The organism is Streptomyces sp. NPDC094143 (genome assembly GCF_040303825.1).
GTDB lineage: Bacteria > Actinomycetota > Actinomycetes > Streptomycetales > Streptomycetaceae > Streptomyces.
In genome coordinates this window covers 107,549-121,282 of record NZ_JBEOTZ010000028.1, presented here as the reverse complement: position 1 = coordinate 121,282, position 13,734 = coordinate 107,549, and the positions used below count along the sequence as shown (strand labels likewise).

The window sequence follows — 13,734 nt, the reverse complement described above, 5'->3', positions numbered from 1 at the left end:
CCGTGGTAACCGACGCCTACTCGTTGATCCGGATTGGAAACTGACACCCCCCCCCAGCAGCACGAGAAACTTGTCATGATTTCCTTTAGTCACCCGGGACGCTGCGCACGGCCGCCTTCACCGTGGGGGGACGCTCGGGACTACCTGTAGGTGATGTCCGAGGTGGAGTACAGGCAGTTGGTGCTGTCGGGACCCGTCCCGACGGCGGTGTTGTTGTTGTACTTCTGGCAGGGGACGACCTTGCGGCTCGCGTCGTTGCGGATGGTGATGCCGCGCAGCGTCGCCACGTCGTTGCGGTTGACGTTGATGCCCACGAGCCGCGCGGTGCTGCCCGTGCCGGTCACGTCGATGGTGTTGAGGTTGACCTTCCGCGTGTACTGCGTGGAGCAGTCGCCGCAGGAGCGGTAGAGCGTCTTGAACTCCTGCACCGCGAAGTCGGAGATGTTGAGCGTGCCGCCACCGTTGTGCTGGAAGACCTTGTCCGCCGCCTTCTTCGCGCCGCCGCCGATCACGTGGTACGTGGCGCCGGTGCCGCCGCGGAAGGTGGCGGCGTCCTCGCCGACGTCCTCCCACCAGACGTTCTGCAGCGTGCAGCTGCCCTCGCAGTGGATGCCGTCGGCCGCCGGGGCGCCGAGGATGACGTTCTTCAGCACCGCGCCGTCCGAGAGCCGGAAGATCGGGTCCTGGCCCTCCTCCTGGCCGTCACCGGCCAGGTCGCCGGTGCCGTAGTACCGCTTCATCCCGTAGTCCTTGGTGCCGGACACCGAGATGGTGGAGGAGGTCCCCTGGCTGCCGTTCGGCGTCGGCCAGGTGGCGGCGCTCGCTGTGGGCGCATTGGTGGTCATGATCATGCCAACCGACAGGCCGAGGGTGGCCAGTGCGCCGGTCAGTGCGCGCCCGCGGGCGCGCGGTCGTGTCGCAGAAGTCATGTCCCGATTCCTTCTGTCCGTCGGAGAGGTGGGGGTGTCAGAGCTTCCCGGCGCCCGCGCCCCCCGTCACCGAGGCGGTGACGGACGAGGCGGACTCGGCCGAGTGGCCGTAGGGCGGGCCGGCGAAGGTGCCGGTTTGCGAGATCCCGGTCGCGGCTCCACCGAGATCGCTGCCGCGGCCGGCGTATCCGCCCGCGCCGAACCCGGCCGGCGCGTTCTCGGCGGTCCCGGCCGGCTGGGGAACGGCCGGGACCGCCAAGGTCGCCGGGGCGGACGCGGCGGCGGACGCGGGGGTGGCTCCGAATGTGCGTCCGGGTGGGGGGCGAGTACGCATGTGGGGTGCGTCCCTTCGTGGTGCCTCATGGTGCCGGTAAGTCACGTACGTGAATATCGTTCGCCGTGCCGTTCACCGCGCGCGCTGCGCATGACCCATTCCCGAGGCCCCTTCCCGCTCAGGTCGTGTGCTTCCCCGGATGGGCAGGGGTCTCCGGGCGCCTTCGCGTGGCGGCGAGGTGGCGCTGCTGGGTCACACTGCTGAACGGAACGTAGGGGGTAAGCGCTTTCTAGTCAACGCCTCGCGCAGAACACATCCGGCCGGTCCTGGTCACGGGGGTGAAGGCGTGGGAGCGCTTCCATGGCGGCCATGTTCATGCCACCATGCGACCGGTTCCGACGAACCGCCGTACGACGTCCTGCGAGCCGCGCCTCATCACCGAAGGGACCCGGACGTGCCAGCCACCCGCCACACCACGGCGAAAAGACCCCTGCGGTCGCTGCTCCTCACGCTCGTCGCCGCGCTGCTGCCGCTGCTCGCCGCCACGCTCACGGCACCCGCGGCCGCCGCCCGCGAGAGGGCCGTGCCCGCCGCCGCCCTCACCGAGGTCACGGACTTCGGCGCCAACCCCAGCAACCTGCGCATGTACCTCTACGTGCCGGAGAGCGTGCGGCCCAGCCCGGCGGTCGTGGTCGCCGTGCACTGGTGCACCGGCTCGGGTCCGGACATGTACCACGGCACCGAGTACGACACGCTGGCCGACCGGTACGGATTCATCGTGCTCTACCCGTCGGTCACCCGCAGCAGCAAGTGCTTCGACGTCTCCTCGCCGCAGGCCCTGCGCCGCGACGGAGGCAGCGACCCCGTCGGCATCAAGTCGATGGTCGACTGGGTCCTGCGCACCTACGACGCCGACCGGAGCCGGGTGTTCGCCACGGGCATCTCCTCCGGCGCGATGATGACCAACGTCCTGCTCGGCGACTACCCGGACGTGTTCGCCGCGGGTGCCGCCTTCTCGGGGGTGCCGTTCGGCTGCTTCGCCACCACCGACGGCTCCGAGTGGAACAGCGCCTGCTCGGGCGGCACGCTCACCCGCACCCCGAAGGAGTGGGGCGACCTGGTCCGGGGCGCGTACCCCGGCTACGGGGGACCCCGCCCGCGCATGCAGATCTGGCACGGCACCGAGGACGACGTCCTGCGCTACCCGAACTTCGGCGAGCAGATCAAGCAGTGGACGAACGCGCACGGGGTGAGCCAGGCGCCGGCCGTCACGGACACCCCCCAGTCCGGCTGGACCCGCACCCGCTACGGAGGCACGGGTGACCGCGCCCCCGTCGAGGCCATCAGCCTCCAGGGCGTCGGCCACAACCTCTACGCCCACGGCATGGCGTCCCACGTGCTCACCTTCTTCGGCCTGGACGCCTCGGGCCCGGCGCCCCAGCCGCAGCCGGGCGCCTGCAGGGTGACGGCCTCGGTGAACGCCTGGAGCACGGGGCTGACCGCCTCCGTGACGCTCACCAACACCGGCACGACGACGGTCGACGGCTGGCGGCTCGGCTTCACGCTGCCCGCCGGGCAGACCGTCACCGGCGGCTGGGGTGCCACGTACGCGCCGTCCTCCGGGGCGGTGACCGCGGCGAACGCGTCGTACAACGGCACGATCGCACCGGGCGCGAGCGTGAGCATCGGCTACCAGGCCGCCCACACCGGGAACAGCGCGGGTCCGGCCGCGTTCACGCTCAACGGAACGGCGTGCGCGGCCGGCTGACGGCAGTCGCGGCGGTGCCGGATCAGACCGAACGGTGGTACTGGTCCGGCACCCGCACCTCGCCGCCCAGTTCACGCGCCGCGTGCCGGGCCCACGAGGGGTTGCGCAGCAGCTCGCGACCCAGCAGCACCGCGTCCGCCTCACCGTTGGCCAGGATCTTCTCGGCCTGCTCGGCGTCGGTGATGAGCCCCACCGCGGCGACCGCCAGGTCGGTCTCCTTCTTCACCAGGGCCGCGAAGGGCACCTGGTAGCCGGGGCCGGTCGGGATGCGGACGCCGGAGGCGTTGCCGCCGGTGGAGACGTCCAGCAGGTCCACGCCGTGGGCCCGAAGTCCGGCGGCGAAGCGCACCGTGTCGTCGGGGGTCCAGCCGCCCTCGTCGAGCCAGTCGGTCGCCGAGATGCGGAAGAACAGCGGCTTGTCGTCCGGCCACACCTCCCGCACGGCGTCGACGACTTCGAGCGCGAACCGGGTGCGGTTCTCGTACGAGCCGCCGTAGGCGTCGGTGCGGTGGTTGGAGTGCGGGGAGAGGAACTCGTTGATCAGGTAGCCGTGGGCGCCGTGGATCTCGGCGATCTCGAAACCGGCGTCGAGCGCGCGGCGGGCCGCCGCCGCGAACTGCTCCACGATCTCCTTGATCTGGTCGACGCTCAGCTCGGCCGGGGCCGGGTGCCGGTCGTCGAACGCGATCGGGCTCGGTGCGACGGAGCCCCAGCCGTGGGCGTCCGGACCGACCGGCCCGCCGCCCTTCCAGGGGCGGTCCGTCGAGGCCTTGCGGCCGGCGTGAGCGAGCTGGATGGCCGGAACCGTGCCCTGTTCCGAGAGGAAGCGGGTGATCCGGCGGAACCCCTCGACCTGCGTGTCGTTCCAGATGCCCAGGTCGTAGGGGGAGATGCGGCCCTCCGGGGACACGGCGGTGGCCTCGACGATGATCAGGCCCGTGCCGCCGGTCGCGCGGGCGGCGTAGTGCGCGAAGTGCCAGTCCGTGGGGGCGCCGGCCACCGGGCCCTCCGGTGCCGCCGAGTACTGGCACATCGGGGGCATCCACACGCGGTTCGGGATCGTCACGGCGCGCAGGGTGCAGGGCTCGAAGAGCGCGGTCACGGCGGACTCCAATCGTCACGGGGCCGATGTCGACTCGTACGATAGGCATCGTAGTACGGTGGATGTCAAACTACGAGGGTTCTCGTACTATGGGACCCCCGAAGGAAGTGGAGCCCGCCGTGACGTCGCCCGCCGTCAGTAGCCGTGATCTGCCGCATCCCCTGCGGGACGAGATTCGCCTGGAAGGCGTGCTGCACGCGCTCAGCGATCCGATGCGGCTGCGGATCGTGCGGGAACTCGCCGCCGCGAGCGGTGAGTTGTCCTGCTCGGACTTCGAGCTCCCCGTCACCAAGTCGACCACCACACACCACTTCCGGGTGCTGCGCGAGAGCGGAGTGATCCGGCAGGTGTACCGCGGCACGGCCAAGATGAACGGGCTGCGGCGGGACGACCTGGACGAGCTGTTCCCGGGGCTGATGGACGCGCTTGTGGACGCGGCGGGGCGGCAGGCCGTTCGGGTGGGCGGCTGACTCGGTTCCGGCCGACTCAGGAACGCGCGGCGTCCAGCAGGGACTGCCAGTCGGGGAGTTTGACCACTCCGCGTCCCAGTGACGCGCCCAGTTCCGCCTCCGCCCGCTCGATCGACTGCCAGCCCGCCCACTCCACCGGGTCGGCGCCTCGCGCGCGCAGGGCCGCGAGGGGATCGCCGGGGACCGTCTTCGAGACGAGGGCTGGGACGTCCGCCAGGAGGGAAGTCGCGGTCTCCTTCGCGCAGGGACGGTTGGTGCCGATGACCCCGGTGGGGCCGCGCTTGATCCAGCCCGCCACGTACTCGCCGGGAGTGACCACGCCCTCGCGCAGCACGCGCCCGGACAGGTTCGGGACCGTGCCGGTGGCGGCGTCGAAGGGGAGGCCCTCCAGGGGGACTCCCCGGTAGCCCACCGAGCGCAGGACGAGCCGCGCCTCGATGTCCTCGTAGCGGCCCGTGCCCGTCACCCCGCCGCTGCCGTCCGGGGCCGTCCGCTCGAAGCGGACGGCGCCCACGTGGCCCCGCTCGGCGAGCAGTTCGACCGGGCGGAGGAAGAAGCGCGGGCGGATCCGGCGCGGGGCGCCCGTCGGTGGTGCCCCGGCCCAGGCGCGCAGCACCTCGACGTTGCGGCGCTGCGGGGCGGGGAGCCCGGACGGGTCCGTGTACCCCGGGTCCAGTGCCAGCTCCGCCGGATCGACGACCACGTCGGTGTCCGGCAGCGCGCCCAGCTCGCGCAGCTCCTTCGTGGTGAAACGGGCCTGGGACGGACCGCGCCGGCCGACCATGTGGATCTCGCTCACACGGCTCGCCGCCAGCGTGGCCAGGGCCGCCTGCGGCACGTCGGTCGGGCTCAGCTCGGCCGGGCCGCGGGCCAGCATGCGCGTGACGTCCACGGCGACGTTCCCCACGCCGATCACCACGGCCGACCGGGCGTCCCGCAGAAACCCGTCGTCCTCGGCGTCCGGGTGGGCGCTGTACCAGGCCACGAACCTTGTCGCCGACCAGCTGCCGGGCAGATCCTCACCCGGGATGCCCAGACGGCGGTCCGTGGCGGCGCCCACGCAGTACACCACCGCGTGGTACAGCTCCCGCAGCCGTGCGACCGGCACACCGCCGGGGCCGACCAGGACCCCGCCGAGGAACCGGACGCGGTCGTGTTCCAGGACCGCGCGCAGGTTGTTCTGCAGCGACTTGATCTTCTCGTGGTCCGGTGCCACGCCGTACCGCACCAGCCCGTACGGGCACGGCAGCCGGTCCAGGACGTCGACGCGCACCTCGGAATCCTGCTGGACGAGGCTCTGGGCGGTGTAGCACCCGCTCGGCCCGGAGCCCACGACGGCGACTCGCAGCACGGCGGAACTCCTAACCGGGGGGAACCCGAGGGATCCCGGGAGAGCGCTGATGTCTCCAGCATCGCACCGGCCGGGCTCCGCTGACAGGGTGCTGTGCTCCACCCGGGACGCGTGTCCGATCTGTATGGAATGTGATCATGCGGTTTCGTTCCGTATGTGCTGGAAGCATCCTTTCTTAATCTTTCTGATCGCTCGCCGGTGGACGGTGCGGTGTCCGTCCGGCCCGCTTGGGAAGTGCGGGAGAACGAGGACGCCACGCGGTGGTTCGAGTTCCGGGTGGCCTTCCCGGACGGCGCCCGCGTCGACGCGCTGGCCGTCCTGGCCGGCGGGCGCGTCGGCGTGGAGGAGGTGCGCGCTCAGCCGGCGCTCTCCCTCGACGACCTGGTCGTGCTCGCCGACTGGATCGAGGAGGCGCTGACCGGGGCGTGCGGTGCCGGACCGGTGCCGGAAGGCTGCGGAGGCCGGGGGCGGCGGGCCCGGCCGGCCTGGCCGCGTGGCGCGGAGGGGCGGCAGCGGGTGGCGCAGGAGTACCGCGCGGCCCAGCGGGAGGGCGCCGACCCGGTCCTGGCGGTGATGTCCGCGACCGGTCACAGCCGCCGCACCTCACTGAGGCTGATCGGCCAGGCCCGAGACGCCGGCTTGCTGACACCTCGCCGTGGCGGGAGGTGAGGGGGTGGTGGGTGCTTCTTGGGGCTTGGTGCTTACGCCGGGTGCCGGGGGGCCAGGTGCCGGTTGCCGGGCGCGGTACGCGGGGTGCGAGGGCGGTGCGGGGTGCCGTGGTCCGGGTACGGGATCCGGCCGGGTGCGGGACGCGGGGCACGGTGGGCGGGTGCGGAGTGCTCGTCGCGGCGTGCCGGTACGGCGGCGGGCTGGGTGCCCGGTGCGTCGAGCGCTGCTCGGCACCGGCCGGTCGTTACGGCCGCGCCTCCGGCTCCTGCCCCGTGACGGCGGTGGCGGGCGCGGTCCCGTCTCCCGGCGCGACCGTGCTCCCGGTCTTGGCGCCGGTGGCGTTCGCGCCGGTGCCGCCGGCGGCGTTCCCGCCCGTGTCGTCGGCCCCCGCCCGGGTCCCGGCGTCCACCCCCGCCCCGGTCGCGAAGAACCGCGACAGATCCGAGTCGTCCGGTCCGCTCGGCGTCCCGGCCTCCGGGGGGACGCCCATCTCCCAGTCCAGCCGGTAACGCTTGAACAGCTCGGCCCGCAGCACCGGTACCGGCATCGGCACCCCAGGCACCAGAGCCGCGTACACCGCGCCCATCAGCAGGGCGCGCAGCATCGGGTAGTCGCTGTCGACGTCCCGCGACCCGTGCCGGGCGACGGTGTCCCGCAGCAGTTCGGCCAGGCGGCGCTGCTCCGGGCAGGGGAGGAAGCCCTCGGCCTGCAGCAGCCCGGCCATGTGCTGGCGCATCAGCACCGGCCGGTCCCGGGCCAGGCCCAGGATCGCGTCGATGGCCCGGGCCATCCGCTCCCGGCCGTCCTCGGTGCGCGGCTCGCGCTCCAGCGCCTCCTCCAGTGTGCGGTGCATCAGCCGGTGTACGGCGGACTGCACGAGCTGGCGTTTGCCCGGGAAGTAGTACGAGACCAGGCCGCGGGCCGACCCCGCACGGTCGGCGATGTCACCGAGCGTCGTCGCGTCGAACCCGTGTTCGCCGACCAGCTCGACCGCCGCCTGCAGAAGCCGCTCCTTCGAACGCCTCCGCAACTCTTCATTGACCGAGGCGCTGCGCGGGGACATGCTGAAACTCCTGCGTTGACTGGCTGCCAGCCAACTATACTCAGGGTGTCCGGTCCGGCCCTCGGTGGCCGGTGCCGGTGATGCCGTCTGCCTCGGGCGACGCGGGGGATCGCCCGAGGCGGACGCGTAAACGGTCACGTGGTCGCCTCGGGCTACTTACCGAAGCCGGATGACGTCAGCTCACCAGGTCCAGCACAGGCCGCAGCGCGTCCGGCCGGGCGCTCACCGGCAGATGGTCCACGAAGTGCACCGCGCACCCGAGGGCGGTGGCGCCGCCGTCCGCCCTGCGGTCGTCGCCGACCATGAGTGTCCGGCGGGGATCGGCGCCGAGCGCCTCACAGGCGGTGGCGAACAGCCGCGCGTCGGGCTTCTGGATCCCGTGCTCGTACGACAGCACGTAGGCGTCGACGTACGGGTCCAGCCCGTGTGTCCGGAACACCGGGCGCGGATCCCAGCCGATGTTGCTGACCACCCCGACGGGGACGCCCCGTTCCCGCAGGGCGCGCAGCACCTCGACGGCGTCCGGGTACGGGGTCCATGCGGCCGGGGTCATGTGGCGGTCGTACAGCGCGTCGTACAAGGCCGGGTCCGGCAGCGGCACTTGGCGGGACAGGCCGGTGTAGGCGGCCCGGTGCAGCGCGGCGCTGCTGTCGCGAAGGCTCCAGGCGTCGGCGAGTTCCTCGGGCACGCGGGCGGGTTGGCAACCGCCCGGCAGGGCCCCGGCCGTCTCCAGGGCCCGGACCGCCGCGGTGAACTCCGCCTCCGGCAGCCGGACTCCGGCCGCCTCCAGGACGCCGCGCAGCCAGGAGTCGGTGGACTCGACGCGGAAGAGGGTCCCGGAGAAGTCGAACAGCACAGCGTTCATGCGGGGATCCTACGAGGCCCCGGCGCCGGCCCGGTCGCGCGGCAGCCGGCGCTCGTGCACCCATACCGCCAGGGTCACCACCAGCGCGCCCAGCAGCCAGCCGCCCACCACGTCCGACGGCCAGTGCACGCCCAGCCAGACGCGGGTCAGCCCGACGCCGGTCACGGAGACGACCGCCACGGCCACGGCCGTACGCCACACGGCGGGGCTCACGCCGTGCCGGTGCAGCAGCCACAGCAGGAGGCCGCACACCACCGTGGCGGTCATGGCGTGCCCCGACGGGAACGCCGAGTAGTGGGCCGTGTCCACGGGGTCGGGCCACACCGGGCGGGGACGGTCCACCGCCGCCTTGAGGCCCTGCTGCACCAGCGTGCCCAGGGCGACGGCCAGCGCCAGCCACAGCGCCGTCCAGCGCGCCGCCAGCCGCACCACCAGCCAGACCACGACGACCGCGCAGAGCAGCCGCATCGTCCAGGGGTCCCACACCCAGTCCGTCAGGATGCGGCAGGCCTGGGTGAGGCCGGGTTCGCCGACCGCCCAGCGGTGCGTGGTCCTGGAGATGTCCCCGTCCGCGCCGATCAACGGGCTCCATCTGGCCGCGACCAGGGTCAGCAGCAGGATCGAGCACGCGGCCAGGACGCCGGCGAGGCCGGCGGTGGCGCGGTGCTCCGGACGGGGCGGGGATGCGACGGTGGGGGAGTGCATGATGCGATCCTCGCCGAACCGGGGGGTACGGATCCAGTACGGCTCCAGTACGGGGGGCGATCTTCGGCCCGGAAGGGGGAGTTCGACCCTCCGCCGCGGTCCCGCGGACAGTCCCCGTCACCCTGGTCCCGGCGGAAGTTCCGGTCACCCCGGTCCCGCGGACAGCCCCGTCACCCCAGTGCCCGCAGCCCCGGTGCGAACGCCACCAGCACCGGCACCACAGGCACCAGCGCGGCCGTCGCCGTGAGCCGCAGGCGCCGGGCCGCGGTCAGCCGGTCCGGGGGAGTGAGCAACCGGTGCACCCGCGCCGGGACATGGGCCTGCGGTGTCGGGCACGGCCCGAACACGCCCCGGTGCTCGTTGAGTTCCACCAGCGCCAGGGCCGTCGTCAGCCGGCCGAAGCGGCGGGAGGCCGTGTCGTCGGCGGCGAGTTCGACCAGCCGGTGCATCTCGTCGCGGAACGCGGCGAACACCGGCACCTGCCGGAATCCGCCCGCGAGGGCGGAGGAGCAGTTCAGCAGCCAGTCGTGACGGGCCCGCGCGTGCCCCTGCTCGTGCGCCAGCACCGCGTCCAGCTGCCGGCCCTTCAGGCGGCGCAACGCGGCCGTGGTGACGGCCAGTTGGGGCGGTGCGCCGGGCAGCCACCAGGCGTCGGGCCGTTCGCTCTCCAGGACCACGAGCCGGCCGGACACGGCCACCTCGCCCGGCAGCAGGGGCGCCCGTACCAGGAGGTCGGCGCGCCGGCGGTGGCGCCGGGCGCGGGCCCGGCCGATCTCGCGCACCAACATCGCCGCGCTCCACAGCGCCCCGCAGGCCAGCGTGACCGCGGTGGTCGCCGCCCAGGGGCCCGCCGTGCCGAGCGCGTACGCCTCGACGACCCCGTTCGGAGCCGTCGCGAAGACGTGTCCGCCGACCGCGTGCCAGGCCGCCGCCGCGCTGAGCGTCATCGACAGGGCGCAGCACACGAGGACGGCCGCCACCACGCACTGCCACGTCCACAGCGCCACGACCGGCTCCCGGTCCGGCCAGTCAGCCCGGGCGAGCAGCCGGGGGCCGGCCACGGCGGTCAGGGCGCCGAGCAGCAGCAGCGCCGCGGGGAGCATCATGGGAGCCAGCCTATGAGCGCGGCGCCGCCCACGGGTACGTCTCGTGGTGGCAAAGTGACGCAGGCAACGGATTCCGCAGGCGTGCCGCCCACCGGCCGTTCACAGCGTCAGCAGCATCGCCACCATCGCTATCCCCATGGCCAGCCGGCAGGCCCGCGCCAGCTCCGGACGGTCGCCCCAACCGGAGGCGTCACCGCCCCCGTCCCCGGTCCCGCCCCCGGCCAGCACCCTCACCGGTACCAGCCGGACACCGCTCAGCAGCACGTATCCGGCGAAGTAGAGCAGCAGCGCCCCGGTCAGCAGCGGTATCCCCGAACCGTCCCGTCCGTGGGCGTGGGCGGGGGGCCCGGCCATGACGAGCGACATGTAGACCATCGCGGCGGCCCCCACCAGGTGGTGGAGGTGGTGGGCGCCGGAGCGTGCCGCCCACAGCGCGTGCACGCCCGCCGCGCCGAACACGACCGCGTAGGCGGGCCAGGCCCACGGCGGCGGAGTGAACACCGCCGCGGGCACCGCCATCACGGCCATCCCGAAGCCCATCAGCGCCTCGCCACCCGCGCCGCGCCGCTCCCCGCCACCGCTGCGCATCCGCACCAGGCAGTAGGCGCCGGTCACCGCGCAGAGCGCCACCAGCAGCCAGCCGGACGATGCCGGTCCGTGCACGCGCACCTCCCCGTTCGACGGTCGGTCATTCGATGCCCGGGCGGTGCGGCGCGCACGCGAGCGCAAGGGTGCAAACGGGGAGCATCCGGCGGAGCACGCCAGGTGAGCAGATGTCTTTTACGAGTAAAATACCCGCTAATCTTATCCGTCATGAGCAGTGTGCCCCCCACCCCCGCCTCCCCGCCGGCCCGGCGCCTCCCGCTGGCCGGGGTGCTGCGCCTCGGCCGGCCCGCGGACATCTGGTTCAAGCCCGCGCTGAGCGTTGTCGCGGCGGTCGCCCCGCCCAACCTCACCCTGCTCGCGCTCGGCCGGCTGGACCTCGCGATGTACGCCATGGCCGGGTCCCTGTGCGCGCTGTACACCCACAACCGGCCCTACGCGGCCCGTGCCGCGGCCCTGCTGTGGGTGGTGCTCGGCATGCTCCGCGGGCTCGCCGTCGCCCTCGTCGCGGCCTCGCTGACCGGCAGCGCCGTCGCCCTGGTCACCGTCGGAGCGCTGCTGGCCGCCGCGCAGAAGGTGCTGTGCGACGCGACCCGGGTCGGCCCGCCCGGGAACGTCGTCCTGACGTTCGTCAGCTCGGCCTCGCTCTTCGTGCCGCAGACTCTCGACCGGGTCCCCGGCCACCTGGCACTCGCGGCCGCGACCGGCGTCTGGGCCTGGCTGGTCTGCATGGCGCCCGCGCTCGTCCGCCCGCACGGCCCGGAGCGCCGCGCCACGGCGAGCGCCCTGCGGGCCGCCGCCGCGTACGCCGAAACGGGCGGGGCGGGGGAGGGGCACGCGCGGGCCCGCGCCGCGGGCTACGCCGCCGTGCAGGCCGCCTGGCAGTCGCTGCTGTCGACCCGCGCGCCGTCCCGGACCCGGCGGGCGCTCGAACGGCTCGTGGTGCGGGCCGAGGTCGCCCTCGCCGCGCCGGCGGACGCGGACGCCGGCCGGCTGCGGGCGTGGGCCCGCTCCCTGTGCTCCACCGGGCCGGTCCCGCAGGCCGGGTTGCCTCCCGCGGCGGCGGACGAACTGCTCGGCGTGGAGTCGTCCCGCTCCTACTGGGCGCGGCTCGGTCCGCTCACCCCGCTCGCGGCGCGCACCGCGCTGGGCTGCGCGCTCGCCGGGTACGCCTCCCTCGCGCTCGGCATCGGCCGCCCCTACTGGGCCCTGGTAACGGCCGCCTCGGTGTACCAGGCCAACATCGCCCTGACCTGGAACCGGGCCGTCCAGCGGGTCGTGGGCAACGTCGTCGGGGTGCTCGTCTTCGCGGCCGTGGTGCCGCTGGCCCACCTGGGCGGGGCGGCCCTCGTGCTGTGCTGCGTGGCGTTCGGTTTCGCCGCGGAGGCGCTGATCAGCCGCAACTACTGGCTCGGCAGCGTGTGCGTCACGCCCATGGCGCTGCTCATCACCGAGTTCGCCGGGCGGCAGCGGCCCGGCGAGCTCATGACCGAGCGGGTCGTGGACACCGTCGTCGGGGCACTGGTCGGTTTCGTCGCCGCCCTGGCGGTCACCGATCGGCGGGCGGGCGACCGGGTGGAACGGGCCCTGACCGCCGCCGACCGGGCCCGGGAGCACGCGGCGCGGCTGCTGGCCGGCCCGGACCCCGGGGCGGCGGCCCTGGAATCCGCCCGCAGGCGACTCGCCGTCGCCCTGGCCGACCTGCGGGCCACCGCCGACGCCGCGGCCGGGGAGTGGCGGCAGCGCGCGCTGCCCCAGGAGCGGGTCGTGCTGGCCGAGCGGTCCGGACACCGTACGCTCGCCGCTACGGCACGACGCCAGGGGCTGCTCCCGGACCGCGGTCCGGACACGGAGACGGAGGACGCACGGCCATGACGCCGACGGAAGGACCATCGCCCACGGGTCCCGGCCAGGGCCCCGGCCCGCGATCGGCGACGGGAGCGGCGGGGGCACGGGAGGACCGACGGACCACCGTGCCCGAAACCGGCGGCACGGACGAACGGGCGTCCGCCGAGGCCCACCCGGGGGAAGGCCCCCTTGAGGCGCCCTCGGACCTCGGCAGGGCTCCGACGGCCGAAGGGAACAGCGGCGCGGACACGACGCCTGGAGCGGCGAGCGCTGCGGGCTTCTCGGGTGGCGGGGCCGACACGGGCGGGGCGGCAAGCGGTGCGGGCCCCACGCGTGGCGGGGCTGACGGGGCCGGGGCGGCGACCGGTGCACGCTCCCCGGGTGGCAGGGCTGACGGGGCCGGGGTGGACAGCGGTGCACGTCCTGCGGCTGGCGGGGCCGATATGGCCGGGGCGGACAGCGGTGCGGGCCCCGCGGGTGGTGGTGGCGACAAGGGCGCAGCGGCGAGCGGTGCGGGCCCCACGGGTGGCAGGGCTGACGGGGCCGGGGCGGGCAGCGGTGCATGTCCTGCGGCTGGCGGGGCCGATATGGCCGGGGCGGACAGCGGTGCGGGCCCCGCGGGTGGTGGTGGCGACAAGGGCGCAGCGGCGAGCGGTGCGGGCCCTACGGGTGGCAGGGCTGACGGGGCCGGGGTGGACAGCGGTGCATGTCCTGCGGCTGGCGGGGCCGATATGGCCGGGGCGGGCAGCGGTGCGGGTCCCACGGGTGGCGGGGCTGACGGGGCCGGGGCGGCGAGCGGTGCGGGCCCCACGGGTGGCAGGGCTGACGGGGCCGGGGTGGACAGCGGTGCACGTCCTGCGGCTGGCGGGGCCGATATGGCCGGGGCGGACAGCGGTGCGGGCCCCGCGGGTGGTGGTGGCGACAAGGGCGCAGCGGCGAGCGGTGCGGGCCCCACGGGTGGCAGGGCTGACGGGGCCGGGG

General features: G+C 74.2%; 12 protein-coding genes and 1 pseudogene. 4 read left to right on the top strand and 9 right to left on the bottom strand.

The features are described 5' to 3' along the window. Positions 1-140 precede the first annotated feature (140 nt). Positions 141-929 carry a pectate lyase gene (locus tag ABTZ58_RS29610; protein ID WP_351363148.1) on the bottom strand — a complete coding sequence of 263 codons (789 nt, stop codon included), beginning with the start codon at positions 927-929 and terminating at the stop codon, positions 141-143. Between the two features lie 37 nt (positions 930-966). After that, positions 967-1,263 (bottom strand): hypothetical protein, encoded by a 297-nt coding sequence (locus ABTZ58_RS40275; protein WP_502996144.1) that lies wholly within the window; start codon positions 1,261-1,263, stop codon positions 967-969. A 439-nt stretch (positions 1,264-1,702) separates the two neighbouring features. On the opposite strand from ABTZ58_RS40275, the gene ABTZ58_RS29600 reads away from it, so the two are divergent. After that, positions 1,703-2,971, top strand: a complete 1,269-nt coding sequence (locus tag ABTZ58_RS29600) for an extracellular catalytic domain type 1 short-chain-length polyhydroxyalkanoate depolymerase (RefSeq protein ID WP_351363166.1) — start codon at positions 1,703-1,705, stop codon at positions 2,969-2,971. Positions 2,972-2,993: 22 nt separating this feature from the next. On the opposite strand, the gene ABTZ58_RS29595 is transcribed toward ABTZ58_RS29600, so the two are convergent. Further along, positions 2,994-4,073 carry an NADH:flavin oxidoreductase/NADH oxidase gene (locus tag ABTZ58_RS29595; RefSeq protein ID WP_351363145.1) on the bottom strand — a complete coding sequence of 360 codons (1,080 nt, stop codon included), beginning with the start codon at positions 4,071-4,073 and terminating at the stop codon, positions 2,994-2,996. Positions 4,074-4,192: 119 nt separating this feature from the next. On the opposite strand from ABTZ58_RS29595, the gene ABTZ58_RS29590 reads away from it, so the two are divergent. Then, positions 4,193-4,543: an ArsR/SmtB family transcription factor gene (locus tag ABTZ58_RS29590; RefSeq protein WP_351363142.1), complete on the top strand. Its 351-nt coding sequence runs from the start codon at positions 4,193-4,195 to the stop codon at positions 4,541-4,543. Between the two features lie 16 nt (positions 4,544-4,559). Here the strand turns inward: ABTZ58_RS29590 and ABTZ58_RS29585 are convergent, their stop codons facing one another. Further along, the gene (locus tag ABTZ58_RS29585) at positions 4,560-5,894 is read right to left on the bottom strand and encodes an FAD-dependent oxidoreductase (protein ID WP_351363139.1); all 1,335 of its coding nucleotides are present in this window, start codon (positions 5,892-5,894) and stop codon (positions 4,560-4,562) included. A 210-nt stretch (positions 5,895-6,104) separates the two neighbouring features. On the opposite strand from ABTZ58_RS29585, the gene ABTZ58_RS29580 reads away from it, so the two are divergent. Further along, entirely contained in the window at positions 6,105-6,563 is a 459-nt protein-coding gene (locus ABTZ58_RS29580; RefSeq protein ID WP_351363136.1) for a DUF6214 family protein, read from the top strand. A gap of 415 nt (positions 6,564-6,978) precedes the next feature. Here ABTZ58_RS29580 and ABTZ58_RS29575 read toward each other — a convergent pair. The 5 genes and pseudogenes from ABTZ58_RS29575 to ABTZ58_RS29555 all read right to left on the bottom strand — a co-directional run. After that, a pseudogene (locus ABTZ58_RS29575) lies at positions 6,979-7,626 on the bottom strand (TetR/AcrR family transcriptional regulator); the annotation flags it as partial. Between the two features lie 175 nt (positions 7,627-7,801). Beyond that, positions 7,802-8,491 (bottom strand): HAD family hydrolase, encoded by a 690-nt coding sequence (locus tag ABTZ58_RS29570; protein WP_351363133.1) that lies wholly within the window; start codon positions 8,489-8,491, stop codon positions 7,802-7,804. Positions 8,492-8,500: 9 nt separating this feature from the next. Next, on the bottom strand, positions 8,501-9,196 hold the full coding sequence (locus tag ABTZ58_RS29565; RefSeq protein ID WP_351363130.1) for a phosphatase PAP2 family protein: 696 nt from the start codon (positions 9,194-9,196) through the stop codon (positions 8,501-8,503). A 170-nt stretch (positions 9,197-9,366) separates the two neighbouring features. Next, entirely contained in the window at positions 9,367-10,302 is a 936-nt protein-coding gene (locus tag ABTZ58_RS29560; protein WP_351363127.1) for a M56 family metallopeptidase, read from the bottom strand. A gap of 99 nt (positions 10,303-10,401) precedes the next feature. Beyond that, positions 10,402-10,965, bottom strand: coding sequence for a DUF5134 domain-containing protein (locus ABTZ58_RS29555; protein WP_351363124.1), 564 nt, complete (start codon positions 10,963-10,965; stop codon positions 10,402-10,404). A gap of 150 nt (positions 10,966-11,115) precedes the next feature. Between ABTZ58_RS29555 and ABTZ58_RS29550 the strand changes: the two genes are divergently transcribed. Then, a complete protein-coding gene (locus ABTZ58_RS29550; RefSeq protein ID WP_351363121.1) occupies positions 11,116-12,780 on the top strand; it encodes an FUSC family protein in 1,665 nt (554 codons plus the stop codon). The last annotated feature ends 954 nt before the right edge of the window (positions 12,781-13,734 follow it).